This is a genomic window from Pseudomonas extremorientalis, assembly GCF_024584605.1.
GTDB classification, from domain to species: domain Bacteria; phylum Pseudomonadota; class Gammaproteobacteria; order Pseudomonadales; family Pseudomonadaceae; genus Aquipseudomonas; species Aquipseudomonas extremorientalis.
In genome coordinates, this window is sequence record NZ_CP089519.1 from 2,131,972 (window position 1) to 2,156,179 (window position 24,208).

Below are 24,208 nucleotides of genomic sequence, written 5' to 3' on the forward strand. Positions count from 1 at the left end.
GTAGAGTGCCGAAAAGTGCCCGGCTGATCAAGTTTGCGGCGTGTTCTCCAGCACGCGACGGTCTTCCTTTTCGCTCATGCGGCGGAAGTAGGTCGACAGCAACGCCCCGGAAATATTGTGCCAGACGCTGAACAGTGCACTGGGCACGGCCGCCAACGGCGAAAAATGCGCACTGGCCAGCGCGGCGCCCAGCCCGGAGTTCTGCATGCCCACTTCCAGCGCCAGCGACTTGCGCTGTGCCAACGGCAACTTGAACACACGACCGGTGAAGTAACCCAGCAGGTAACCGAAGCTGTTGTGCAGCATCACCACCGCCATGATCAGCAGGCCCGACTCGGCGATCTTCGCCTGGCTGGCGGCAACCACCGCCGCGACGATGATCACGATGCTCACCACCGACACCAGCGGCAACACGTCGACCGCATGGCGGACCCTCTCACCGAGCACGCGTTGCGCCAGTACGCCGAGCACGATCGGCAGCAGCACCACTTGCAGGATCGACCAGAACAACTCCATGAACGACACCGGCAGCCAGGCCGACGCCAGCAGCCAGATCAATGCCGGCGTCAGCAGTGGGGCGAGGAGGGTGGTGACGGCGGCGATGGCCACCGACAACGCCAGGTCGCCACGGGCCAGCCAGGTCATTACGTTGGACGATGTGCCGCTTGGGCAGCAACCGACGAGGATCACGCCGACGGCAATTTCCGGTGGCAGGTGGAAGGCCTGGCACAGCAGCCATGCCACACCCGGCATGATCACAAAGTGCGCGACCACGCCCAGGGCGACGCGCCAGGGATGGCGGGCGACCTCGGCGAAGTCATCGAGTTTGAGGGTCAGCCCCATGCCGAACATCACCAGGCCCAGCAGAGGGACGATGGCGCTTTTCAGGCCGATGAACCAACCAGGTTCGAGGAAAGCGACGACGGCGAAAATCAACACCCAATAGGCGAAGGTATTGCCGACGAAGCGGCTCAAGGCGGCGAGAGCACGCATGGGATGTCCTTTTTTGTTGGTTTCGATCAAATGTGGGAGGGGGCTTGCCCCCGATTGCAGTCTGTCAGTCATAGGTGTTTTAACTGACAGAATGCTATCGGGGGCAAGCCCCCTCCCACATTTTGAATTTCACACGGTTTAGATACCCTGCGGGGTCTCTTCACCACCCAGTGCTTCAACCAGCGCCGGCAGGAAGTCGCCGAACGTCAGCATCATCAGGGTAAAGCTTGCGTCCAGCTGGCCCAGGGCTTCTTCACCGCCGTCCTGTTCCGCCTGGTCTTGCAGCAGGTCTTCGAACTTCAGGCGCTTGACAGTCATCTTGTCGTCGAGCATGAAGGACAGCTTGTCCTGCCAGGCCAGGGACAGTTGGGTCACGACTTTGCCGGTGGTCAGGTGCAGCTGGATCTCTTCGCCGGTCAGGTCTTGGCGCTTGCAGCGCACGATGCCGCCGTCTTCGTGGGTGTCGCGCAGTTCGCACTCGTCGAGGACGAAGAAGTCATCGGCCGGCTTCTGAGTGGTGACCCAGTCGGTCATGATCGCAGTCGGTGCCGTTTTCACGGTCAACGGGCGAACCGGCAGGGTGCCGATCACTTCACGCAGGGTCGACAGCAGGTCTTCGGCGCGTTTCGGGCTGGCGGAGTTGACCAGGATCAGGCCCTGCTTTGGCGCGATGGCGGCGAAGGTCGACGAACGACGGATGAAGGCGCGGGGCAGGAAGGCCTGGATGATTTCATCCTTGATCTGGTCGCGTTCCTTCTTGTAGACCTTGCGCATTTGCTCGGCCTCGATCTCTTCGACTTTCTCTTTAAGTGCGTCACGCACCACGCTGCCCGGCAGGATACGTTCTTCCTTGCGCGCGGCGATCAGCAGGAAGTCGCCGCTGACGTGAACCAGGGGAGCGTCTTCACCTTTACCAAACGGCGCGACGAAACCGTAAGTGGTCAACTCCTGGCTGGCACAAGGGCGCGCCAGCTTGGTGGCCATGGCCGCTTCCAACGCCTCGGCATCAACAGGCAGATCTTGGGTCAGGCGATAGATAAGCAGGTTCTTGAACCACATGGGGTGAGTCTCTCCTTTATACAAAGGGGGGCATTATTCTCTTGATAACGTCCCAGGCCAACCCTGCCTAAGCCATTGGAAGCTATCAAAAAAAAGATTTAAGAAAGTGCTTGCCAGACTTAAGGTCGCTCCGTAGAATGCGCGCCACACCGAAACGAAGGGTGATTAGCTCAGCTGGGAGAGCGTCTGCCTTACAAGCAGAATGTCGGCGGTTCGATCCCGTCATCACCCACCATTCGCTTCAAGTGTTACGCGCAGCGGTAGTTCAGTCGGTTAGAATACCGGCCTGTCACGCCGGGGGTCGCGGGTTCGAGTCCCGTCCGCTGCGCCATATTCGGTCACCTGGAACGCTGAACGCCAGGTCACCACAGGAAGCCCGCTTAATTGCGGGCTTTTCTTTGCCCGGAATATGGCAAAAAATCGCAAGCAGAACTTTTTTTAAATAAATTGCATTTAAATCAAGACATTACGATTTTTTGGTGTATGATGCGCCCACACCGAAACGAAGGGTGATTAGCTCAGCTGGGAGAGCGTCTGCCTTACAAGCAGAATGTCGGCGGTTCGATCCCGTCATCACCCACCATTCGCTTCAAGTGTTACGCGCAGCGGTAGTTCAGTCGGTTAGAATACCGGCCTGTCACGCCGGGGGTCGCGGGTTCGAGTCCCGTCCGCTGCGCCATATTCGGTCACCTGGAACACTGAACGCCAGGTCACCCCAGGAAGCCCGCTCACTGAGCGGGCTTTTTTTCGTCCGCGATTTGACCTCCCTTGCCTTGACGTTGTGCACTGCCTATTCGCCCTGAACTGTGCTGGTGCGTCATGACGTGAGGGAATACCCCCATGCACATTGGTCGATTGCGCCCCTTGCGGCTTAAACGTTTATCTATAGCCACGCGAAGACTTCCAGGCGAGTCATCGGCAGCAGGAGGCTGCGGTGCCCGCTCTCCAACATAAAAATAGTCTGCAAGGGGAATGGCTCTAGATGAAATATCCACTGCGTCCGTTGGTGTTCTGGCCAACTTTCCTGATCCTGCTGGCGGCGGTGATCGCCAGCTACATTGACCTGAATGCGTTCCTGGCGATCAGCAAACAGCTCAACAACCTGATCCTCAAAAACTTTTCCTGGCTGTTCAGCGCCGGCTCGTTTGCCATGGTGGTGCTGACCGCCATCGTCTACTTCTCCGCGCTGGGCAAGGTGCGTATCGGCGGTGAAGATGCGCAGCCTTTGCTGAGCAAATGGCGCTGGTTCATGGTGGCGTTGTGCACCACGCTGGCGGTGGGTGTGCTGTTCTGGACCACCGCCGAACCGCTCTACCACTTGTACGGCCCACCCACCAGCCTGCCGATTGAGCCCGGCAGCGCGGCGGCGAAGAGCTTTGCCATGTCGACGATGTTCCTGCACTGGACCATCACGCCCTACGCGATCTACCTGGTGCCCTCGCTGGTGTTTGCCCTGGTGTTCTACAACCGCCGCAGCCGTTTCTCCATCGGCGCCATGCTCGAGCCGTTGCTCGGCGAAGTGCGGGTCCGGCGCTATGCCGGGCTGATCGACACCCTGGCGATGTTCGCCCTGGTCGCCGGTATGGCCTCGTCCCTGGGCACAGGCGCGCTGACCCTGGCCGGTGGCCTGGCCCAATACATCGGTGGTGAAACCACGCCGTTCCGCCTGGCCATCATCATTGCAATCATCGTCATCACCTTTGTCGCCTCGGCCGCCAGTGGCTTGCAAAAAGGCATTGTGATGCTGTCTTCGTTCAATACCTGGATCATGCTGGCCCTGGGACTGTTCGTGCTGTTGTGCGGGCCGACCTTGTACATGTTCAGCCTCGGCGTCGAATCCCTCGGCGTCTACCTCGACACCTTCTTCAGCCGCAGCCTGTTCACCGGTGCTGCCAGTGGCGACACCTGGCCGCACAGTTGGACGGTGTTCTACTGGTCGGTGTGGTTTGCCTGGGCGCCGGTGAGCGCGCTGTTCCTCGGCAAGATCGGACGTGGCTATACCGTGCGCGAATTCATCCACATCAACATGCTCTACCCGGCGTTGTTCACGGCGGTGTGGATCTGCATCTTCTCCGGCGCCAGCCTTTATTTCGATGCGCTGGGCGACGGCAGCCTCAACCGTGTGCTCAACGAACAGGGCGTGGAACACGTGCTGTACCAGATGTTCCAGCAACTGCCGGCCAGCGGCCTGATGATCGCGTTCCTGCTGTTCGTGGCGTTCATCTCCTTTGTGACCGCGGCAGACTCCAGCACCGACGTGATTGCCAACCTGTGCAGCAAGGGCGTGACTGCCGATTCCGACCTCGACGGCAACCCGCTGTTGAAGATTGTCTGGGGCCTGATCATCGGGACGGTGTCGTGGGTGATGGTCGCGTTTGTCGGGGTGGACGGGGTGAAGATGCTCTCTAACCTCGGCGGTTTGCCGGGCATGATCCTGGTGTTGCTGGCCAGTACCTCGCTGATCTTCTGGTTGAAAAACCCCGCCTTGCTGGACGTGAAACGCCTTCAGCGGACACCTGAAACGGAACTGCGTGGCGCCAGTCCTGTGCCCGATTTCGCCCGCTGATCGATTGAACTGCTGTTGGAGTTACTGATGGAAATCGTTACTGAATTTTCTTACACCGTGCGCGAAATCGAGCACTGCCTGATCCCCTTGAGGGACGGCACCCAACTGGCCGCACGCATCTGGCTGCCGGAAGTCGCCGACCCGCAGACCTTCCCGGCGATCCTGGAATACCTGCCATACCGCAAGCGCGATGGCACCGCCGTGCGTGATGCGTTGACCCACCCGTGGATGGCGGGGCAGGGCTATGTGTGTGTTCGCGTCGATATGCGTGGCAATGGTGAGTCCCAGGGCCTGATGGCCGATGAATATCTGTTGCAGGAACAGGAAGACGCCCTTGAAGTGATCGATTGGCTGTGCCGGCAGCCGTGGTGCGATGGCAACGTCGGCATGATGGGCATCTCCTGGGGCGGCTTCAACGGCCTGCAAGTCGCGGCACGCCAACCCGAGGCGCTGAAGGCGATCATCACGCTGTGTTCCACCGATGACCGCTTTGCCGATGACATCCACTACAAGGGCGGCAACCTGCTGATGGAGAACTTCGGTTGGGCCGCCACCATGCTCAACTTCAGCGCTGCGGTGCCCGATCCGCTGTTGGTCGAGGACTGGAAAAGCCTCTGGCACCAACGCCTGGACGCCATGCCGTTGCTCGCCGAAACCTGGCTGCAGCACCAGACCCGCGATGACTACTGGCGCCATGGCTCGGTGTGCGAGGACTATGCGCAAATCAAGGCTGCGGTGTATGCGGTGGGCGGCTGGGGCGATGCCTACCGCAATACCGTGTCGCGCCTGATGGAAAACCTGCCGGGGCCGAAGAAGGCCATGCTCGGCCCGTGGATTCATAAATACCCGCATTTCGCGGTGCCCAATCCGGCCATCGGCTTTCTGCAGGAGGCCAAGCGTTGGTGGGATCACTGGCTCAAAGGTGTGGATAACGGCGTGATGGATGACGCGGCGTGCACCTTTTACCTACAGGATATTCTGCCGCCGAAGGGCAGTTATGCCGAACGGCCCGGCGTCTGGGTACAGACCACCGGCTGGCCGGACCCTCAGGTGCAATGGACCGATTTCAGCCTGGGCGAACATGGCCTGAATCCTGGAGCACAGCCTTTGGTCACGACGCGCAGCATTTGCTCGCCGCTGACCACGGGCCTGCACCAGGGCGAATACTGCGCCATCTGGTTTGGCCCGGACGGCCCGACGGATCAGCGCCGTGATGATGCCCACTCGCTGTGCTTCGATTCCCAGCCGCTGACCGAGCCATTGGCGTTGCTGGGCGATGCTCGCCTCAAGCTGCGCCTGGCGAGTGACACGGCCTGCGGCCAAGTGGTCGCCCGGCTGAATGCCGTGGCACCGGACGGGCAGGTGACGCAGATCAGTTATGGCGTGCTCAATCTCACGCTGCGTGAAGACTTCTCCCGCGTAACACCGGTAGTCCCGGGTGAACCGATGGACGTGCATCTAAACCTCGACCACATCGGCATGCGCTTGCCGGCCGGCTACCGTCTGCGCCTGGCCCTGAGCACCGCCAGTTTCCCGTTGCTGTGGCCGAGTCGCGAGCTGACCACGTTGACCTTGCTGCCGACCCTGCAAAGCCTGCAACTGCCGGTGTTCACCGGTGCGGCGGTGGACTGCCCGTTCGAGGCGCCGCAATCGGCGACGCCAGTGGCGATGGAAGTCCTGCGCGCCGCTGCACCGAAACGCACCCTGATCGAAGATGTGGGCAGTGGCGAAGTCTGCGTGAAGATCGAAGACGACCTGGGCGCGGTACGGTTTACCGATCACGGCTTGTCGGTGGACCAGCGTTGCACCGAGCAATATCGCACCTTGCCTTGGGACCCGCTGTCGACGCGGGCGGATATCGAATGGCACTACCGCGTCGGCCGTGACCAGTGGGCCGTGGAGGTGGAAAGCCATTTGAGCGTGCACGCCGATGCCGAGTGGTTCTACATCGAAGCGGAGCAGACCGCCTGGGAACAGGGCCAGTTGGAACACCGTCGGCAATGGAGCAAACGCGTGGCGAGGGTCGCGCTGTAAGCGGGCAACTGGCAGGATGCTTGCCATCGTGATCGCTGCGGGCCTGGGGCAACCCGGGCTCGCCATTGCCAATGGAACTGTTCATGTCGCGCCGAAACGTCGATCTTCCACCGCTCAACTGCTTGCAGACGTTCGAAGCGGCTGCCCGCCATTTGAGCTTTACCCAGGCCGCCCATGAACTGAATCTGACCCAGAGCGCGGTCAGCCGTCAGGTCAAGCGCCTTGAAGAAGACCTGGCCCGCCCGCTGTTTTATCGACTGGCCCAGGGCCTGAGCCTGACGCCCGCCGGTGTGCGTTACTTCCGTACCATCCAGCGTCTGTTGCGCGAGCTGGATCGCGAGTCCGCCGAGTTGCGTCGGCGTGGCGCCGACCGCCAGTTGACCCTGGCCAGCACGCCCACCATCAGTACGATCTGGCTCGCCGGCCTGTTACCGCAATTCCAGCGCGAACACCCGGACCTGGACATTCGCATCCTGTGCAGCGAAAGCCCCAGCCATCTGGACGTCAGTGAATATGACCTGGGCCTGTTCTATCACTTGGATGAACTGGCCGCGCCCCACGGCCTCGAGCTCTCGCCGGTGTTCGACAGCGAGCAAGTCATCACCGTGTGCAGCCCGGTCTACCTCGAACACCACGGCCCGATTCGCGATATACACCATTTGCTGCACGCCCACACCTTGCTGATCGTGGAGGACCACTACCACGATTGGCTGACCTGGGCCGATTGGTTCACCGATGCCGGTGCCGACTATTACACCCCGCGCCACGCGTTGCGGACCAACAGCTACCAACTGCTGATGCAGTCGGCGGTGATGGGCCACGGCGTCGCACTGGGCTGGAAGAGTCTGCTGGAAGACGATCTGGCGTCCGGGCGCCTGCAAATGGCCTTGCCTCACACCATGCACAGCCGGGGCCGCCTGCATCTGATGCAACCCCACCACCGCAACCCGCCGTCGGCTGCGCGCAGTTTTCGTCAATGGTTACTGGCCAAGGCTGCCGAGGTCGAGTGATCGGGCTTAAGGTCAACCTTGGCCGGTTTTTTTCTTGCGGGTCTGACGCGTCGCCAAGTGCTCGAAACAAAAAGACGCGGTGCCGAACACTGCAATCAGGGTGAGTACGAGCATGCCGAGGGTTGAGCTTTCCACGGTGGTTTCCTACAGGTGATGGAGTAGGACTTCACGGTAGAGGCGGGGAGAAAGCGGCTCAATAGACCCGACGCAATCCTTATGCGGGCGGGCCTATTGTTACGCACTTTTTACGGGGCGTTGCGGCTGTGGCGGTAATCGCTGACCGCTTCATACACCGCCTTGCGCAAGCGGTTGATGCCGCCGATGGGGCGATGCTCTGCTACGCCGAACCAGGGGTTGAACGACTGGTTGTCGCACGCCAGGTTCTGCTCGGGGGTATCGAAGTCCTGCGCCGGGATCCGCACCTTGGCCACCGTCTCATACGGCGCGTCGCTTTCCTTCCACTCGATGCTGGTATCTTCGATGGGCATGAATTTCTGCGGGTTCTGCCGCTGGATCTGCAGCACGAAACACGCCGGCACGCGATCGGTAGACAACTGCTGGCTCAAGGCACTGCGCAGGAAATTCGGCAGGTCCTGATTCTGTTTGGGCAGTGCGTATTCCGGGCAACTCTGTGGGTCGGGGGCCACGCGGAACTTGGCGTTGGCCGCGCCGAACTTGTAGGGCGAGACCGAAAAGTACGTGGTCTGTGTCGGGCTCGCCGGTGCCGGCGCCAGGGTGGCCAGGGCGATGAACAGGTGACGGACCTGCCAGGTACGCGGGTCGACCTTGGGGAAGAACGCCAGGACTTTCTTGCCATCCGCCTGGGCGCCGATGTTCTGTGCGTACTCCGCGACATCACTGACAAAGAAGTTCGGGTGGCTGAACATCACGAAGTCCTGTTCGGTGCGGGTCTGCTGGTCGGCCAGCAGTTGCTTGCCCGGCACGTCCAACAGCTTGAGCGCCATGCCCCGTGCATCGCGGATGCTGTCGAACTGCGGGTAGGCGTTGCCGTTGGACAGCCGTATCAGCGCCTGCCAGGTCTTGCCCGGCTCGGCAAACACGCCCTGGCGCAGCGCCGGATCGAGGTCGGCCATTACGCTGACTTCGGCCTTCACGCAGCCATGGGCCTTGGCGTGGGCGTCGCGCAGGTAGCGCGTGCCTTCGCGGTGCTGGTCGACGATGCGCACCGCCGTCTGGATGATGCCCTGGGTCATCGCCGCTTCGCCGGGCGGAACCTGCTCATTCGGCGACACCGGCCCGCTGTGCTGCCAGGCATACCAGGCGGTGGCGGCCAGCCAGCCGAGCAGGCCGAGGCCCACCAGCCAGACTAAGGTCTTGCCGAGAAACGCACCCATGCGCAGCCACAGGCGGGCGAGCAGGGAAGGTCGGTCGTAGGGGGATCGAATCATCATGGCAGTTGTTGCTCCAGCGGGCCGCCCAGCACTTTGAGGTATTCCAGCAGCGCCCAGCGTTCCTGCGGTTGCAGGTAACGGCCGATCACGCCATTGCCACGTTGCCCGGCACGGAATTCGTGGCCGCTGTTGTGGTTGCCGGTGATTTTGGTATCGAACAGGAAGGCATTCTTGAACGCACCGGTCTCGAAGCCCAGATGACGCGGATCGTAGTTGAAGGTGCCTTTATAGAAGGTGGTGCTGCGCTCGTCCTGAGGCGAGAGCAATTGATAGATCGTCGGCACCGAACCGTTGTGCAGGAACGGCGGCGTAGCCCATACGCCAGCCAATGGCCGCGCCTTATAGGCCCGCAGCTCGCGCACGCCGATGGGCAAGCCGTAGCCATCCAGGCGCGGACGCTCGGCCGGGGTCACGCCGACGGCACGGTAGGCATGCTCTTCGACAAAGGCGGTGACGTAAGCCAGGCCCTTGGCCACGGACATCTTTTTCACGTCCAGCGGTTCGGTCGGCGTCGGGTGCAGCTCGACGTTGAGTGTGGCCAGTTCCGCCGGGTCCCATTGCAGGGCGCTGAGGTCGTAGCGTTGGTCGGCAATGTTGCTGGCAGTACCGGGGTCGGTGCCGATGTAGTCCACCGGCAGCATTTTAAGCGCCTGCACCGGGCGGCCGTGTTCCTGGGTGACGCTGGGCACATGGCAGCCGGCGCAGTTTTCCGCGAACAGTGCACGGCCCTGGGCGGCGAGGGGCTTGTCGATGGCGCCGAACAGCTCCTCGGGCCAGGTCGGCGGCTTGAGGCGTTGCAGGGTTTCTTCGATGAGGTTGAGGTCACGCACGCGGACGCTGGACGGGTAACGTGCATCGCCCTGGAGCGGCTGGCCGGCGGCGTCGAAAAAGCTCAGCGTGGCGCCGACACCCAGGGCCTCACCGATATTGCGCGCCATGGGTTGCTGGGCCGAACCGTTCCATTGCACCCAATCGAAAGTCCAGATGTCCCACAACTGCGGGTAGTCCACCGGCGCGTTGGCGACGCGATAATTGTCGGGGGAAATCGCATCGCCAAAGCTGGCGTTGGCGATACGGCCAAACGCGTCGGTGCGGCCCGGGCCTTCCTCGGTGGGGTAGAGGCCGCGATGGGTGTCATTCCAGGCCACCTTGAGGAACTGGTTCAGCGATTGCTTGAAGTCCTGGCGCAGTTGTTTGTGTTCGGCGTCGTAGCGATCGCCGAGCACTTGGCGGGCAAAACGCTCGAACTTCCACGGGTTGTAGTAGGTGGCGGCGAGGCTGGCGACCAACGCCTGGCCGAAACTGCCGCCGCGCAGGGTCGGAACGCTGGAGGGCAGTACATGCTGGGCCGAGCCGCCGTCGATGCGCAGGGCCTGGCCTTTGAAGTGCAGCTCGCCGGTATGGCAGGCGGCGCAGGTGATATCCAGGTATTCAACGTTGCTGCCGGCGTTTTTATGCCGGGCGAAACCCACGGGCAAGTTGCCGGGGTTTTGCACGGTGGGCACCTGCCTGGGGTCGACCAGGAAACCGAAGCGCGCCAGGTAGTCGGGCGTGGCAAAACGTTGCTCGGAAAACGGCAGTTCGAGGGCGGTGAACCAGTCGTAGTGCAGGCCTTTCACTTGCGTGCCCTGGGGCGTGAAGTAATAGGTCTGGCGGTCGGCGGCACTCCATTGGTCCTGGTAGTGGACCTGCTCCACAGGCACGTAGTCCGGCAGCTTGGGGTTGATGGTGTAATAGAGCACCACGGCCAGCACCAGGGCCAACATGGCGAATATCAGGAGTAAAACACGGGAAAAAATGCGCAAGATGGCTATCCTTGTCTCGGCCTTGTCGAGTGGTCGCGTTGTTATGCCACTACGCCACAAGGGCGGCAAGTGGCCATGAGCCTGGTAGTAGGTGGCTCCACGATCCGTCGGGGCCCTGCATCATGAATGAAAATGCTTTTAAACACGTGAACTTATCGGAAGTTTCCTGCTCACATGCCGGTAGCCATTGGTCGTGGCCGCCTGATAAGCTCGCGACTTTATTCGAATGCCCTTTTGGCGCATGAACAAGGAAATAGCATGAAACAGCATCGGTTGGCGGCGGCGGTGGCCCTGGTTAGCCTGGTACTTGCGGGTTGTGATTCGCAGACCAGCGTAGAGCTGAAAACCCCGGCGCAGAAAGCTTCCTACGGTATCGGCCTGAACATGGGCAAGAGCCTTGCCCAAGAAGGCATGGATGACCTGGATTCCAAAGCGGTAGCCCAGGGCATCGAAGATGCCGTCGGCAAAAAAGAGCAGAAGCTCAAAGACGACGAACTGGTTGAAGCGTTTGCCGCACTGCAGAAGCGTGCTGAAGAACGCATGACCAAGATGAGCGAAGAGTCGGCAGCCGCCGGCAAGAAATTCCTCGAAGACAATGCCAAGAAAGACGGCGTCGTCACCACCGCTTCCGGTCTGCAGTACAAGATCGTGAAGAAGGGCGATGGCGCCCAGCCCAAGCCGACCGACGTGGTGACTGTTCACTACACCGGCAAGCTCACCAACGGCACCACCTTTGACAGCTCCGTGGATCGCGGCAGCCCGATTGACCTGCCGGTCAGCGGTGTGATTCCGGGTTGGGTCGAAGGCCTGCAACTGATGCACGTGGGCGAGAAGGTCGAGTTGTACATTCCTTCCGACCTGGCCTACGGCGCACAGAGCCCGAGCCCGGCGATTCCAGCCAACTCCGTGCTGGTCTTCGACCTGGAACTGCTGGCCATCAAGGACCCAGCCAAGGCTGACGCGCCTGCTGCACCAGCCGCCAAGAAGTAATCGGCGCCTGAACATACAACGCCCCGTCTCGACGGGGCGTTGTTGTTTCTGTGGTCAGCAAGCCCTCTCCCACATCAGAGCCCGGCGAATTCAAACGAACGTCTGCAACCTGCAACAGTCTGATATAAGACTCGAGTACGGGTAGCCGCACATCAACGCCAAGTCAATGAAATCTTGGGTTTTTTTTCAGTGCGCAAAAAACGCCCGATCTGACTGCAAGCCTTGTATTACGTGGCTTTCAGCCTGGAAAACAGGCTCTGTTCACAAGGTTATCCACAATTTGTGTGGATAACCTTTTATGTCATATGGAACTGGAGTGACGAATGAAACCACCGTTCAATTTCACCCGTTTCCTGCCCATGGCCGCACGCCTTCTGGGTCGCGGGCGCTTGCCTACGCTATTGTTCGCGGTCGCTGCCAAGGGCTCGAGCCAAGGCAATCGCCTGGGCAAACTCAAGGATGATCTCAGGTTGCTCCAGGCCCTGTGCCTGGCTTACTGGCGCGGTGAGTACCGGGCCATCAGCCCCAAAGCGCTGATCTCGGTGGTGGCGGGGCTGATGTATTTCCTCAGTCCGATTGATGCGATCCCCGACTTTATCCCCATGTTCGGCATGCTCGACGACATTGCCGTGCTGGCATGGGTCATGAAGACCCTGGACGGCGAACTGAACGCGTTTCGCGCCTGGCGCGACGCCCAGCGTCCGGAAAAGCTCGCCGTGGTTGAGCGGCTGCCTGCGACGCCCGCGCTGCTGGCCCAGGAAAACCCGCAAAAAAACCCATGACCTGGCTATCCCCTGCGACCTTTGTGGCTGTTAGGATTACACTCCTAAGGAAAGAGCTTACTTAGTAAGTGCAGTTATCCTACGGGGCAGTCATGGATATTCAGATAATTTCACGCAATGGCGAACCCGAATACGCGGTGTTGCCATGGGATCAGTACCAGGCGTTGCTAAAAGCGGCCGGTCAGCAACAGCCTACGCCACCTCCTTCCGTATCGACTGCCCAAGCCGCCCCTGCGCAGGATCTGCGCCTGCTCGCCGACCTGCGCGGCTTGCGCGAAGCCAAAGGCCTGGCGATCGAGACCCTGGCCCGCACCGTGGGCATCAGCCCGTCATATCTTGGATTGATTGAAAGTGGTGAACGCCAGCCGGATGCCGCGATCCGCCGCAGCCTGGCCTGGGAATTGGGCGTTGCAGGTTGGAGGGATGAATCTTGAGCCTACGTATCAGCCGTCAACACTGGGATGGGTTACTCAACGAACTGGACCAGGCGCGCCGCCAGCGCCATTTGCTGACCTACCGCGCGCTGTTGGAGCGCCTGCAATTTCCCACCCCTGCCATGCAAACCCTGGCCGCTGCCCTGGAACACCTGGCAGCGCTGGACGCCAAGGCCGAGCAGCCATTGCGCAGCTCGCTGGTGATCAGCCAGGGTGCCAGCCGTTTGCCGCGTACCGGTTTCTTCGAGTGCGTGGAGCGCCTGGGGCGTTTCAGCGGGCCGTCCGATGGCGTGGCCGCCGCCTCCTGGCACGCTTCGGAAGTGGTGCGGGTGTTTGAATACGAGTATCCCGAGTCCGCCGAGGCTTAAAGCGCCTGGGGCAGTGCGTCCATGCTGTCGATCACATGGATGCTGTAGCCGGCCATATCCTTGGCATGGTGTTTGGCTTGCGACGCCAACTCCGCCAACTGGCTGGCATCGAGTTGTCCACAGGCCTGTGGATACAAATGCACCACCCCGATGGACAGCGACAGCAGTGCGAACTCCTGGCGCACGCCCTGGCGGTTCAACGCCACGAAACAGCCAGCCTCCAGATGCTCCGCGCGGTAGAAGCGCCGGCATTGGGTGTGGAAGTCATCCAGCAGCTGGTTGAGCCGCTTGCGCCAGTCCTGCGGGCCGAGCACCAGCAAAAAGTCATCACCGCCGATATGCCCGACAAAGTCACGGCTGGGATCGACGCGGTCGTTCAGGCACTGCGCCAGGCACAGCAACACCTCATCCCCACGCCCATAGCCGTAGATGTCGTTGAACGGCTTGAAACTGTCGATATCCACGTAGCAGATCACCGACTCGCGCTGCTGTTGCAGAAGACGTGTGAGGCACTGCTGGATCGGCACGTTGCCGGGTAGCAGGGTCAGTGGATTGGCGTAGCGCGCCTGCTGGATTTTCCGTTCGGTGATCAGCTTGAGCACATCGATCACCCGGCCCAGACCCAGGTAATCGCCATTGAGGGTGATGATGAAGTCTTCTTCGATACGTTGCCGCGCACGGCTGGTGAGCAGGCGGCTGACCTGTTGCAGCGACTGGCTCAACTCCACCGCCAGGAAGTCGGTGCTCATCAAGCGGCTGATGGGCTTGCGTGCAAACAGGTCGGTGGCGAACGGCTTGAGCAGCGCATCCGACAGCGAATGCCGGTGCACGATACCGATCGGGTGCCCACGCCCGTCCAGCACCGCCAGGGAATTGAGGTTGGCCTGGCGGCGGAACGCTTCGAGTACCTGGGCGGTGGCGGTATCCTGGTCCACCGCCGGCTGTTCGCTCAGCAGGGCGCTGAGGTCGCTGCCTTCATCGTTCAGTGCCACATTGGAACTGTCGGGCTTGGGCAGCATCAGGCGGGCTTCCTGCGGCGGTTGCTCCTGAGGTCGGCAGAGCAGGTAGCCCTGGACCAGGTCCACACCCATTTCCGTCAGCACCGCCAACTCCTCGTGCAACTCAATGCCTTCGGCAATCACCTGGGCGCGTGACGCCTTGGCGATCTGCAGGATGGAGCCGACAAACTCGCGTTTGAGCGCATCCTGATGGATACCGTCGATAAAGTGCCGGTCGATCTTCACGTAATCCGGACGCAGCTCCGACCACAAGCGCAGGCTGGAATAACCGGCGCCCAGGTCATCCAGGGCAATCGAGAAGCCCATGTTGCGGTAGTGATGCAGGGCGGTTTGCAACAGGTCGATATCGTTGGTGGGGGTTTGTTCGGTGAGTTCGATCACCACCTGGCTCGGTGGAATGCCGTAGTCATGCAGCAGTTGCAGGGTGCGTCCCGGTTGGTGCGCGGTTTCCATCAGGGATTGAGGCGAGACGTTGAGGAACAGCTTGCCCGGTAGCTTCTGCTCGCTGAAGCGCCGGCACGCGCTTTCGCGGCAGGCGATCTCCAGTTCACTCAGGCGTCCGGCCTGGCTGGCCACGGAGAACAGGGCGACGGGGGAGTGCAGCGGGCTGTTGGACGGGCCGCGGCTGAGGGCTTCGTAGCCGAGAATGCGCCGTTCAGACAGGCAGATGATCGGTTGGAACAGGCTGTGCAAACTGCCTTGAGCCAGGATAGAGCCCAATGCATTCAGCTGTTCGGTCATGGTCATGGCGATCTCGATCGAAAAAAAAGGACCGCAGGCTTGAAACCTGCGGTCCTTCATTTCACGACAGAATGATGTCTATATGATGACACTCCAAGGAGCGATCACATTAAATCGCCATCATTTACTGCTTGGCCACCTGCTTGCTGATCTTCAGGTAGTCCAGCAGGATCCGGCCGGTCTCGGCCAGGTAGGCGTCGTCTTCCGGCTTGGTTTTTTCCGCTTCGGTCGGCAGCGCATCTTCGTCTTCTTTCTTCAGCTCCTTGAGTGGATCCTCACCCTTGGCCTTGCGGCGGATGTTTTCCAGTACGAGTTGCTTGTTTTCGATGTCGGCATGCTGCGCGCGACGATCCACTTCGTTGAGGCTGACGGTTTTTTCTTCCATCAACTTCTTGGCCAGGGCCAGCTTGTCGCGGATGAACACGAACTCGGCATCCTTGGCGGAGCGGGTGTCGTGGTCGGCTTTCAACTGGGCCAGGAACGGCTTGAACGGATCCGACGCCGGCTTGATCGCAGGGCGGATGGTGTCCCACGGCATGGCTTCCGGCAGGGCGCTTTCGCCGATTTCCTTGGTGTCGATGATCGACGGGAAATCGATGTCCGGCAGTACGCCCTGGTGCTGGGTGCTCTGCCCGGAAACCCGGTAGAACTTGGCCAGCGTCAGTTTCAGCTCGCCATGGTTCAGCGGCTGGATGGTCTGCACGGTGCCTTTGCCGAAAGTCTGGCCGCCGATGATCAAGGCGCGGTGGTAGTCCTGCATGGCGCCGGCGAAAATCTCCGAGGCCGAGGCCGAGAGGCGGTTGACCAGCAAGGCCATCGGGCCTTTGTAGAAGGCGCCCGGGTTCTCGTCTTCCAGCACGTCGACACGGCCATCCGCGTTGCGTACCAACACGGTCGGGCCCTTGTCGATAAACAGGCTGGTCAGCTCGGTAGCTTCCTGCAGGGAGCCGCCGCCGTTGTTGCGCAGGTCGATGACCACGCCGTCGACTTTTTCCTTCTGCAGTTCGGTGAGGATTTTCTTCACGTCGCGGGTGGTGGACTTGTAGTCCGGGTCGCCGGCACGGAAGGCCTTGAAGTCCAGGTAGAAGGCCGGGATCTCAATCACGCCCAGCTTGTAGTCCTTGCCATCCTGCTTGAGGTTGAGGATTTTCTTTTGCACAGCCTGGTCTTCGAGCTTCACCGCTTCACGGGTGATGGACACGATCTTGCTGGTCTGGTCGTTCGGTGCATTGGTGTGCGGAATCACTTCCAGGCGCACCACGCTGCCTTTCGGCCCACGGATCAGCTTGACCACTTCGTCCAGGCGCCAACCGACCACGTCGACCATCTCTTTGTCGCCCTGGGCCACGCCGATGATCTTGTCGGCCGGAGCGACCTGCTTGGTCTTGTCGGCCGGGCCTGCCGGTACCAGGCGCACGATCTTGACCTGGTCATTGTCGCTTTGCAGGACGGCACCGATGCCTTCCAGCGACAGACTCATGTTGATATCAAAATTTTCCGCGTTATCTGGCGACAGATAATTGGTGTGCGGGTCGTAGGACATCGCGAAGGTGTTGATGTAGGCCTGGAAGATATCTTCGGCACGGGTCTGGTCCAGGCGCGCCAACTGATTCTTATAGCGCTTGGTCAACAGCTCCTGGATGGCCTTGGGCTCTTTGCCGGCGATCTTCAGGCGCAGCACTTCGTCCTTGACGCGTTTGCGCCACAGGTCGTCAAGCGCGGCGGTGCTGGTCAGCCAAGGCGCGTCCTTGCGGTCCACCAGAAGGTTTTCCTTCTGGGTGAAGTCGAGCTTGTCGACGCCTTTGTCCAGCTCACCCAGTGCGAAGTCCAGACGCGCTTTGACGCGGTCCAGGTAACGCTTGTAGATGGTGAACGCGGGCTGCAGGTCGCCGCTCTTGAGGAAGTCGTCGAACTGGGTCTTCCACTTGTCGAACTCAGCGATATCGCTGGCCAGGAAGTAGCTGCGCGACGGGTCCAGCAGCTTGAGGTAGCTGTCGTAGATGATCACCGAGCGAGCGTCGTCCAGCGGCGGCTTGCTGTAGTGATGGCGCTTGAGCAACTCGACGACGTTAAGGCTGGCAATCACCTCATCGCGATCAGGTTGAAGATTGTCCCAGCTGTTGGCTGCGAACGTATTGGTCGACATCGACGCGAAGCCGAGACCAATGAATAGAGCGAGGGCGGTGCTGGGGAACAGATGCTTCATGCTGATTCGACGCGGGGGCAATTGATAACGCATATTAGGCCGTCTTTGAGGGAGCCGGTTCCATATGGTCCGGTCGCATAATGCAAAAAGCCCGGCGATACAGCTACGGGCTCAGTCCAGACTCACTATGGAGGCACTGTGAAAGCATTGCAAGGCGTTGACGGTCATGTGGAGTGGTTGGAAGAACCCGGTCTTACTTGCGATGTAGGACAAGTTCGTATTCGTGTGGCGGCAGCGGGCCTCAATCGCGCCGATTTATTACAGCGGGCGGGGCTCTATCCGCCGCCGCCGGGTGCCAGCCACGTGCTGGGTCTGGAGTGTTCCGGGGTGATCAGCGAAGTGGGCGCCGGCTCGTCCTGGCAAGTCGGTGACCGGGTTTGCGCACTGCTCGCCGGTGGCGGCATGGCCGAAGAAGTGGTGGTGGATGCGCGCCACGTGCTGCCGGTGCCGGAAGGCCTGTCGCTGGTCGAAGCGGCGGCGCTGCCCGAGGTGTACAGCACGGCGTGGCTGAATCTGTTCCAGTTGGCGGGCCTCAAGCCTGGCGAAAAAGTGTTGCTGCATGCCGGCGCCAGCGGCGTGGGCTCGGCGGCGATCCAGTTGTGCAAGGCGTTTGGCAGCCCGTGCTGGGTCAGCGTCGGCTCGGCAGAGCGCCTGACCTATTGCGAGGAGCTCGGCGCACAGGGCGGCGTGGTGCGTACCGACGGCATCGAAGGGTTGCGGGATTTCGGGCCGTTCGATGTGATCCTCGACCCGGTCGGTGGCAACTATGCGGCGCTGGACCTCAAGCTGCTGGCCCTCGATGGTCGTTGGGTGTTGATCGGCTTGATGGGCGGGCGTGACGCGCAACTGGACCTGGCCCAGGTACTGGGCAAGCGCATTCAGTTGCTGGGCTCGACCTTGCGCAGCCGCAGTGATCAGTTCAAGGCCGACCTGCTCAGCGACTTGAGCCAGCATGTATGGCCGCTGTTTGTTGAAGGGCAGCTGAGCCCGCAGTTGGCCAGGACCTTTGCGATCAGGGATGCCGAAGCGGCGTTTGCCGAGCTTGCGACGAACCGGATTTCCGGGAAGCTGGTGTTGGTGATCGACGAAAGCCTGAGCTGAATTGTAATGCGTTTAATAATGTGGGAGGGGGCTTGCCCCCGATGACAGTGGGACAGTGAAGAATTCTTCATCTGACACACTGTCATCGGGGGCAAGCCCCCTCCCACATTTTTGATCTCGGTTCAATCAGATCCAGTGATGGATCGGCCAGCCGGCTTTTTCGGCATGCTCGCGCAGCACCGGGTCCGGATTGACCACTTGTGGATGCTCCACCTTCAGCAGCAACGGCAAATCATTGCGCGAATCCGAATAGAAGTACGCACCGTCCAGTGTTTCACCTTCCTGCGCCAGCCATTCCAGTAAACGCGTGATCTTGCCTTCACGGTAGGTCAATACACCCTGAGTATGGCCGCTGTACACGCCGTGCTTTACTTCAAGCTCAATCCCCAGCACTTCATCAATGCCAATCCGCGCCGCAATCGGCGTAACCAGGTGCGTGCCCGAGGCGGAGATCACCAGGATCCGGTCGCCATTCGCACGGTGGCGGGCAATGGTCTTGGTGGCGTCGCTATAGATCAGCGGCTCGATCACATCCTCGACCCACGGCTCTACCAAGTGCTCGATTTCCTCCGGCGTGCGGCCGATCATCGGCTCGAGGCTGAAGTCCATGAAGTCTTCCATCTTCAACTGGCCCTGGCTGTAGGCGTCCATCAGCTCGTTGTTCCTGCGCATGAACGACTCAGGGTCGACCCAGCCCAGGCGGCCCATCTGCTCGCTCCACAGGGTGGCGCAGTCGCCATGGATCAGGGTGTCGTCCAGATCAAAAATTACCAATGCCATCCGTCACGCTCTCTCAATAATCGTCGCTGCTCAGGCTACTTCACACAGGGCGCTGGGGTCGATGGAAAGTGCCAGGCGTTGCCCATCCGGGTGCAAGTCGTCAGCCGAGCGGTTGAGCACGTCCACCACCAGTTCCACGCCGCGCGCTTCGATGCGGTAGCGAATCACGTTGCCCAGCAGGCTGTGGCTGCGAACCAAGGCGTCCAACTCGCCATTGCGGCTCAGCTCGATGGCCTCCGGGCGAATGGCGATACGGCTGTTGATCGGGCGTTGCAGCAACTGGGTGGCCTTGTCGGCGTCCAGCAGGTTGTAGTTGCCGATGAAACCGGCGGCGAACACGTCCACCGGCGCGGTGTAGAGGGTCTCGGCATCACCGCTCTGCACGATCTTGCCCTGGTTCATCAGGAAGATCCGGTCGGACATGGTCAGGGCTTCTTCCTGGTCATGGGTCACAAAGATCGTGGTCAGCCCCAGCTCGCGCTGGATCTGGCGGATCTGCTCGCGCAGGTGCTTACGGATTCGCGCATCCAGTGCCGACAGCGGTTCATCCAGCAGCAACAGGCGCGGGCGCGTGACCAGGGAGCGGGCGAGGGCCACGCGCTGGCACTGGCCGCCGGACATCTGGTGCGGGTAGCGGCCGGCGAGCTCCTTGAGTTCCACCAGTTGCAGGACTTCCTGCACGCGCTTGTGGCTGTCGTCGGCGTTGACCTTCTGCATGCGCAGGCCGAAGGCGACGTTCTGTTCCACGGTCATGTTGGGGAACAGCGCATAGCTCTGGAACACCATGCCGATATGGCGTTTTTGCGGGCTCAGCGGGACGATGTCCTGGCCATCCAGCAGGATTTTGCCACTGTCCACCGAGGTCAGCCCGGCGATGCAGCGCAGCAGCGTGGACTTGCCGCAACCGGACGGGCCGAGCAGGGTGACGAACTCGCCCTTGGCGATTTCGCAGTTGATGTCACTGAACACCGGGGTGCCGGCGTAGCTTTTTTGCAGGTGTTGGACGCTGACGAAGCTCATTGGCTTTTGTCCTTGTTCAAGATATTGGCGGCCCAGGTCAGCACCAGCACAAAGAAGAAGTAGGAAATCACGACGGCACTGGTGAAGTGGCCGCTGCTGTTGCGCATGTTGTTCAGGTAGACCTGCAGCGTTTCGTAGCGCGTACCCACGAGGATATTGGCGAATACGAACTCACCGAACAGGAACGAGAACGACAGCAACAGCGCCACCATCAAGCCTTTGCGCAGGTTGGGCAGCACCACCAGGATCGCCGCCTGCCAGGTGCTGGCACCGAGCAGTTGGGAGGCGTCCATCAGGTCGCGCAGGTTGATCGCCTGCAGGTTGTTGGTGATCGCCCGGTACATGAACGGCAGTGCCACGGTGAAGTAGCAGCCGATCAGAATCCACGGCGTGCCCACCATCGCAAAGGGACCTGAGCCATACAATTGCAGCAGGCCCACCGACGACACCACGGGCGGCACCGCGAAGGGCAGCAGGATCAGGATGTTCATCAGCGCGTCGAGTTTGGGAAAGTGGTAATGCACCACGAACAGCAGCGGCAAAATCAGCACCACCGACAGCACCAAGGCGCCCACGCACACCAGCAACGATTGCCCGAAGGCCATCAGGAAGCGCGGGTCGCTCCACAGCTGTACATACCATTTCACCGTGAAACCAGCGGGCAGGATCGTTGCCGACCAACTGCTGGCGATGGAATAGACGAAGGTGCCGATCAGCGGCAGCACCAGGATCGCAAACAACAGGCACACCACCACGCGGTGGTAGAGGGAGGCCTGGCCAGCTTCAGCGCGAGACATGGTAGCTCCTCTTGAGCAGCAGTTGATGGACCACGGTGACCACGGTCATCAGGGCCACCAGCACCACGGCCAGGGCACTGGCCAGGTTCGGGTCGAGGGACACGTCACCGGACACCAGCCCCGCGATGCGGATCGGCAGCACGTTGAAGTTGCCGGTGGTCAGCGCATACACCGTGGCATAGGCCCCAAGGGCGTTGGCCAGCAGGATCACAAAGGTGCCGAGCAGGGCCGGGGTGAGCACCGGCAAACCGATGTGTCGCCAGAACTGCCAACCGTTGGCACCCAGCAGCGACGCCGACTCACGCCAGTCCTCGCGCAGCGCATCGAAGGCCGGGTACAGCAGCAGTACACCGAGGGGAATCTGGAAATAGGTGTAGAGAATGATCAACCCGGTCTTCGAATACAGGTTGAAGTCCTGAATGATCCCCGCCTGCTTGAGCATGATCGTAATGCTGCCGTTGAAGCCCAACAGGATGATGAAGGCGAAGGCCAGGGGCACGCCGGCAAAGTTGCTGGTCATGTTGGCAAAGGCGGTGACGAAGTTGCGCAGCGGCGAATCCACCCGACGCAGGGAGTAACTGCCGAGGGTGGCGATGATGATGCCGAACACGCTGGAGTAGAAGCTGATCTCCAGGCTGAACTGGATGGCTTGCAGGTAGAACTTCGAGCTGAAGATGCGCGTGAAGTTTTCCAGGCCCCAGCCAGCCTCTTCGGTTTGCAGGCTGTTGATCAGCACCCATACCAGCGGGGCGATTTCGAACACGATAAAGAACAGTGCGAAAGGCACCAGGCACAGCAGCGCCAGCCATTTGCCTCGGTTCATTTCAACAGCTCCCGGCATACAGGTTTGTCGTGGGGCACGCCCAGCAGCTCACAGACGGTGCCGCACAGCTCGGTCTGTTTCGGTGCGGCGCGGCTGTCCAGGCTGAACGCAGCGCCCAGCACGAACAGCGGCACTTCGCGTTCTTCGGGGAGCAGGCCGTTGTGGGAACGGTCGTTGTTCATGCCGTGGTCGGCGGTCACCATTACCTGGTAGCCGGCGTCGAGCCAGGTGTGCAGGTAATCGGCCAGGATGATGTCGGCCGAGCGTGCGCTGTTGCGGTACTGCGGGGTGTCGAGGCCGTGCTTGTGGCCGGCGTCGTCGATGTTCATCGGGTGCACCAGCAGGACGTTCGGCGCGTGCTTGAGGCGCAGGCTTTCGGCGTCGGCGAACAGGTGGGAATCCGGGTAGTGGTCATTCCAGTAGAAATGCCCGTGCTGGATCGCCAGCGCCGGGTCGTCGGTATGACGGTCGCGGGCGGCGAGAAAGGGCGTGCGGTTATACAACTCGCTGACCCAGTGATAAGCCGCCGCCGCGGTAGTGAGGCCGGCGTCGGTGGCGTAATGGAAGATGCTGCGCTGGTTGGACAGGCGCGAGACGTTGTTGTGCACGATGCCGCTATCGATCGGCGGTACACCGGTGAGAATGCATTCGTACAACGGGCGGGACAGGGCGGGCAGTTCACATTCCAGTTTGTACAGGGCTGCGCGTCCTGCGCCGACATAGGCCTGCAAGTGCCCCATGGCGTGCCGCGCAACCTCGAAGTTCAGGCCGTCGAGCACGACAAGGATGACATTGTGCTTCATGGGGGGAGGCGCTCCGCAACGATGGACTTGGCTCGATATTCCTGATGCATCTGGGTTCAAGTGTGGGAGGGGGCTTGCCCCCGTTAGCGGTGTGTCAGTTTGAATATCTGTCACTGATCCACCGCCATCGGGGGCAAGCCCCCTCCCACATTGGATCTCCAGTGGAGTCCAATGTGGGGTGGCAGGCTTACTTCATCTCTACGATGACCTGCTCGTTCCACAGCTGAGGCAGCTTCTTGGAGGTGGCTTCCCAGGCATCGGCATCCTTGATCGGCTGCGGGTTGGCCTTGGTGTACTGCTCGCCCGGGATCAGGTTCTTGGCGATCTCGGCCGGCAGTTTCAGGTCGGTTTCAGCACGGATCGGACGCGCATTGCCTTTGGCCAGGTTGAGTTGGCCGGCGTCGCTGAAGATGTACTCGCGGGTCAGCTTGGCGGCGTTCGGGTGCTTGGCGTATTTGTTGATGAGGGTGGTGTAGCCGGATTTCACCGAGCCATCCGATGGGATCAGCACCACGTAGTCATCCGGGTTGGCCATCTTGGCCTTGTAGCTCAGGCCGTTGAAGTCCCAGACCACGCCCACTTCGGTTTCGCCTTTTTCCATAGTGGCAATGGTCGGGTTGGACAGTGAGAGGCGGCCTTGCTGGGCGATCTTGGTGAAGAATTGCAGGCCGGGGGCGATGTTCTTTTCGTCGCCTTCATTGGCAATGGCGGCTGCCAGTACGCCGTTGGCCGCTTGCGCCGCAGTGCTCACGTCACCGATGGAGACCTTGTATTTGCCGTTTTGCAGGTCAGCCCAGCTAGTGGGCACTTCAGAGCCGTGCAGCAGCTTCTTGTTGACGATAAACGCGATGGTGCCGGTGTAGGCCAGGGCCCAGTGACCGTCCTTGTCTTTCGCCCAATCCGGGACCTGGGCCCAGGTGGACGGTTTGTACGGCTGGGTCACGTCCTGCTTCACCGCAATCGGCCCGAACGCCGCGCCCACGTCGCCGATGTCGGCGCTGGCGTTGTCTTTTTCAGCCTTGAACTTGGCGATTTCCTGGGCCGAGCTCATGTCGGTGTCGATGTGCTTGAGGCCGTAGGTCTTGGCCAGGTCTTCCCAGGTGCCTTTCCAGTTGGCCCAGTCATCGGGCATGCCGACGCTGTTGACAGCGCCTTCTGCCTTGGCGGCAGCTTCCAGGGTTTTTAGATCGGTATCAGCGGCCATGGCGGCGGTGCACATGGCAATGGTCGAGCCTAACAGTGATGCCAGGAAAAGCTGTTTCATCCGAAGCTCCTTTGGGCGTTTTCAACGCGGCGGTTGTTTCTGCGGTGTTGTTGGTCTAGGTCAGAGCAATACCTGAGCCAATCTAGGCTCGATGGATGACAGTTTCATGTCGATGTCGTTTTTAAAATGCTGATGTCGCTTGTCGCAGAGTCAGCGTAGACCATGCTCAACTGCCCGTGGGGAAGGGACTTGGCCGACGTA

Annotated in this window: 21 protein-coding genes and 4 tRNA genes; 12 read left to right on the forward strand and 13 right to left on the reverse strand. The window is 60.9% G+C overall.

The annotated features are described in order from the left end of the window. Nucleotides 1-27: 27 nt before the first annotated feature. Together LUU92_RS09680 and rdgC are read right to left on the reverse strand one after the other, a co-directional pair. Nucleotides 28-993 carry a bile acid:sodium symporter family protein gene (locus tag LUU92_RS09680; protein ID WP_071492251.1) on the reverse strand — a complete coding sequence of 322 codons (966 nt, stop codon included), beginning with the start codon at nt 991-993 and terminating at the stop codon, nt 28-30. Between the two features lie 138 nt (nt 994-1,131). Further along, a complete protein-coding gene (gene rdgC, locus LUU92_RS09685) occupies nt 1,132-2,052 on the reverse strand; it encodes a recombination-associated protein RdgC (RefSeq protein WP_065901389.1) in 921 nt (306 codons plus the stop codon). A 159-nt stretch (nt 2,053-2,211) separates the two neighbouring features. Here rdgC and LUU92_RS09690 point away from each other — a divergent pair. From LUU92_RS09690 to LUU92_RS09720, 7 genes are all read left to right on the forward strand, one after another. Next, nucleotides 2,212-2,287: transfer RNA gene (locus LUU92_RS09690), tRNA-Val, on the forward strand. A gap of 19 nt (nt 2,288-2,306) precedes the next feature. Continuing rightward, a tRNA-Asp gene (locus LUU92_RS09695) sits at nt 2,307-2,383 on the forward strand. A 176-nt stretch (nt 2,384-2,559) separates the two neighbouring features. After that, a tRNA-Val gene (locus tag LUU92_RS09700) sits at nt 2,560-2,635 on the forward strand. Between the two features lie 19 nt (nt 2,636-2,654). Beyond that, nucleotides 2,655-2,731: transfer RNA gene (locus LUU92_RS09705), tRNA-Asp, on the forward strand. A gap of 303 nt (nt 2,732-3,034) precedes the next feature. Continuing rightward, nucleotides 3,035-4,618 (forward strand): BCCT family transporter, encoded by a 1,584-nt coding sequence (locus LUU92_RS09710; protein WP_222541354.1) that lies wholly within the window; start codon nt 3,035-3,037, stop codon nt 4,616-4,618. A 27-nt stretch (nt 4,619-4,645) separates the two neighbouring features. Then, nucleotides 4,646-6,652, forward strand: a complete 2,007-nt coding sequence (locus LUU92_RS09715) for a CocE/NonD family hydrolase (RefSeq protein ID WP_257103520.1) — start codon at nt 4,646-4,648, stop codon at nt 6,650-6,652. Nucleotides 6,653-6,735: 83 nt separating this feature from the next. After that, complete coding sequence (locus tag LUU92_RS09720; RefSeq protein ID WP_058427309.1) at nt 6,736-7,662, forward strand: LysR substrate-binding domain-containing protein; 927 nt, start codon at nt 6,736-6,738, stop codon at nt 7,660-7,662. Nucleotides 7,663-7,674: 12 nt separating this feature from the next. On the opposite strand, the gene LUU92_RS09725 is transcribed toward LUU92_RS09720, so the two are convergent. From LUU92_RS09725 to LUU92_RS09735, 3 genes are all read right to left on the reverse strand, one after another. Beyond that, nucleotides 7,675-7,797, reverse strand: a complete 123-nt coding sequence (locus LUU92_RS09725; protein WP_257103521.1) for a hypothetical protein — start codon at nt 7,795-7,797, stop codon at nt 7,675-7,677. A 110-nt stretch (nt 7,798-7,907) separates the two neighbouring features. Next, nucleotides 7,908-9,074, reverse strand: coding sequence for a catalase family protein (locus LUU92_RS09730; protein ID WP_071492254.1), 1,167 nt, complete (start codon nt 9,072-9,074; stop codon nt 7,908-7,910). After that, the gene (locus tag LUU92_RS09735; protein WP_257103522.1) at nt 9,071-10,879 is read right to left on the reverse strand and encodes a di-heme-cytochrome C peroxidase; all 1,809 of its coding nucleotides are present in this window, start codon (nt 10,877-10,879) and stop codon (nt 9,071-9,073) included. The genes LUU92_RS09730 and LUU92_RS09735 overlap by 4 nt, the downstream gene beginning before the upstream one ends. A 258-nt stretch (nt 10,880-11,137) precedes the next feature. On the opposite strand from LUU92_RS09735, the gene bamJ reads away from it, so the two are divergent. From bamJ to LUU92_RS09755, 4 genes are all read left to right on the forward strand, one after another. Continuing rightward, nucleotides 11,138-11,869 carry an FKBP-type peptidyl-prolyl cis-trans isomerase gene (gene bamJ, locus LUU92_RS09740; protein WP_071492256.1) on the forward strand — a complete coding sequence of 244 codons (732 nt, stop codon included), beginning with the start codon at nt 11,138-11,140 and terminating at the stop codon, nt 11,867-11,869. Between the two features lie 323 nt (nt 11,870-12,192). Then, a complete protein-coding gene (locus LUU92_RS09745; protein ID WP_071492257.1) occupies nt 12,193-12,651 on the forward strand; it encodes a YkvA family protein in 459 nt (152 codons plus the stop codon). Between the two features lie 92 nt (nt 12,652-12,743). Beyond that, nucleotides 12,744-13,085, forward strand: a complete 342-nt coding sequence (locus LUU92_RS09750; protein WP_093514451.1) for a helix-turn-helix domain-containing protein — start codon at nt 12,744-12,746, stop codon at nt 13,083-13,085. Further along, complete coding sequence (locus LUU92_RS09755; protein ID WP_005786715.1) at nt 13,082-13,453, forward strand: hypothetical protein; 372 nt, start codon at nt 13,082-13,084, stop codon at nt 13,451-13,453. Before LUU92_RS09750 ends, LUU92_RS09755 begins: the two co-directional genes overlap by 4 nt. Here LUU92_RS09755 and LUU92_RS09760 read toward each other — a convergent pair. After that, nucleotides 13,450-15,219, reverse strand: coding sequence for a bifunctional diguanylate cyclase/phosphodiesterase (locus LUU92_RS09760; protein ID WP_071492291.1), 1,770 nt, complete (start codon nt 15,217-15,219; stop codon nt 13,450-13,452). The two genes, LUU92_RS09755 and LUU92_RS09760, sit on opposite strands and share 4 nt — an antisense overlap. Nucleotides 15,220-15,337: 118 nt before the next feature. After that, nucleotides 15,338-17,419, reverse strand: a complete 2,082-nt coding sequence (locus tag LUU92_RS09765) for a carboxy terminal-processing peptidase (RefSeq protein WP_173668602.1) — start codon at nt 17,417-17,419, stop codon at nt 15,338-15,340. Between the two features lie 138 nt (nt 17,420-17,557). On the opposite strand from LUU92_RS09765, the gene LUU92_RS09770 reads away from it, so the two are divergent. Next, on the forward strand, nt 17,558-18,520 hold the full coding sequence (locus tag LUU92_RS09770) for a putative NAD(P)H-quinone oxidoreductase, PIG3 family (RefSeq protein WP_257103523.1): 963 nt from the start codon (nt 17,558-17,560) through the stop codon (nt 18,518-18,520). Nucleotides 18,521-18,646: 126 nt separating this feature from the next. Here LUU92_RS09770 and LUU92_RS09775 read toward each other — a convergent pair whose 3' ends face one another. The 6 genes from LUU92_RS09775 to LUU92_RS09800 form a co-directional block, all read right to left on the reverse strand. Beyond that, nucleotides 18,647-19,300 carry an HAD family hydrolase gene (locus LUU92_RS09775; RefSeq protein WP_222541357.1) on the reverse strand — a complete coding sequence of 218 codons (654 nt, stop codon included), beginning with the start codon at nt 19,298-19,300 and terminating at the stop codon, nt 18,647-18,649. Nucleotides 19,301-19,330: 30 nt separating this feature from the next. Beyond that, nucleotides 19,331-20,320 carry an ABC transporter ATP-binding protein gene (locus LUU92_RS09780; RefSeq protein ID WP_071492262.1) on the reverse strand — a complete coding sequence of 330 codons (990 nt, stop codon included), beginning with the start codon at nt 20,318-20,320 and terminating at the stop codon, nt 19,331-19,333. After that, the gene (locus tag LUU92_RS09785; RefSeq protein ID WP_071492263.1) at nt 20,317-21,117 is read right to left on the reverse strand and encodes an ABC transporter permease; all 801 of its coding nucleotides are present in this window, start codon (nt 21,115-21,117) and stop codon (nt 20,317-20,319) included. Before LUU92_RS09785 ends, LUU92_RS09780 begins: the two co-directional genes overlap by 4 nt. Then, nucleotides 21,104-21,940, reverse strand: coding sequence for an ABC transporter permease (locus LUU92_RS09790; RefSeq protein ID WP_071492264.1), 837 nt, complete (start codon nt 21,938-21,940; stop codon nt 21,104-21,106). Before LUU92_RS09790 ends, LUU92_RS09785 begins: the two co-directional genes overlap by 14 nt. After that, complete coding sequence (locus LUU92_RS09795; RefSeq protein ID WP_222541359.1) at nt 21,937-22,743, reverse strand: alkaline phosphatase family protein; 807 nt, start codon at nt 22,741-22,743, stop codon at nt 21,937-21,939. Before LUU92_RS09795 ends, LUU92_RS09790 begins: the two co-directional genes overlap by 4 nt. Nucleotides 22,744-22,930: 187 nt before the next feature. Next, entirely contained in the window at nt 22,931-24,007 is a 1,077-nt protein-coding gene (locus LUU92_RS09800) for an ABC transporter substrate-binding protein (RefSeq protein WP_071492266.1), read from the reverse strand. Nucleotides 24,008-24,208 lie beyond the last annotated feature (201 nt).

Excerpts from the sequence above, each read along its gene's own strand:
- LUU92_RS09790 (WP_071492264.1), bottom strand. The coding sequence starts at position 21,940 with ATGAACCGAGGCAAATGGCTGGCGCTGCTGTGCCTGGTGCCTTTCGCA.
- LUU92_RS09775 (WP_222541357.1), bottom strand. The coding sequence starts at position 19,300 with ATGGCATTGGTAATTTTTGATCTGGACGACACCCTGATCCATGGCGAC.
- LUU92_RS09750 (WP_093514451.1), top strand. The coding sequence starts at position 12,744 with ATGGATATTCAGATAATTTCACGCAATGGCGAACCCGAATACGCGGTG.
- LUU92_RS09795 (WP_222541359.1), bottom strand. The coding sequence starts at position 22,743 with ATGAAGCACAATGTCATCCTTGTCGTGCTCGACGGCCTGAACTTCGAG.
- LUU92_RS09780 (WP_071492262.1), bottom strand. The coding sequence starts at position 20,320 with ATGAGCTTCGTCAGCGTCCAACACCTGCAAAAAAGCTACGCCGGCACC.
- LUU92_RS09720 (WP_058427309.1), top strand. The coding sequence starts at position 6,736 with ATGTCGCGCCGAAACGTCGATCTTCCACCGCTCAACTGCTTGCAGACG.
- LUU92_RS09760 (WP_071492291.1), bottom strand. The coding sequence starts at position 15,219 with ATGACCATGACCGAACAGCTGAATGCATTGGGCTCTATCCTGGCTCAA.
- rdgC (WP_065901389.1), bottom strand. The coding sequence starts at position 2,052 with ATGTGGTTCAAGAACCTGCTTATCTATCGCCTGACCCAAGATCTGCCT.
- LUU92_RS09765 (WP_173668602.1), bottom strand. The coding sequence starts at position 17,419 with ATGAAGCATCTGTTCCCCAGCACCGCCCTCGCTCTATTCATTGGTCTC.
- bamJ (WP_071492256.1), top strand. The coding sequence starts at position 11,138 with ATGAAACAGCATCGGTTGGCGGCGGCGGTGGCCCTGGTTAGCCTGGTA.
- LUU92_RS09680 (WP_071492251.1), bottom strand. The coding sequence starts at position 993 with ATGCGTGCTCTCGCCGCCTTGAGCCGCTTCGTCGGCAATACCTTCGCC.
- LUU92_RS09745 (WP_071492257.1), top strand. The coding sequence starts at position 12,193 with ATGAAACCACCGTTCAATTTCACCCGTTTCCTGCCCATGGCCGCACGC.
- LUU92_RS09710 (WP_222541354.1), top strand. The coding sequence starts at position 3,035 with ATGAAATATCCACTGCGTCCGTTGGTGTTCTGGCCAACTTTCCTGATC.
- LUU92_RS09785 (WP_071492263.1), bottom strand. The coding sequence starts at position 21,117 with ATGTCTCGCGCTGAAGCTGGCCAGGCCTCCCTCTACCACCGCGTGGTG.
- LUU92_RS09800 (WP_071492266.1), bottom strand. The coding sequence starts at position 24,007 with ATGAAACAGCTTTTCCTGGCATCACTGTTAGGCTCGACCATTGCCATG.
- LUU92_RS09730 (WP_071492254.1), bottom strand. The coding sequence starts at position 9,074 with ATGATGATTCGATCCCCCTACGACCGACCTTCCCTGCTCGCCCGCCTG.
- LUU92_RS09715 (WP_257103520.1), top strand. The coding sequence starts at position 4,646 with ATGGAAATCGTTACTGAATTTTCTTACACCGTGCGCGAAATCGAGCAC.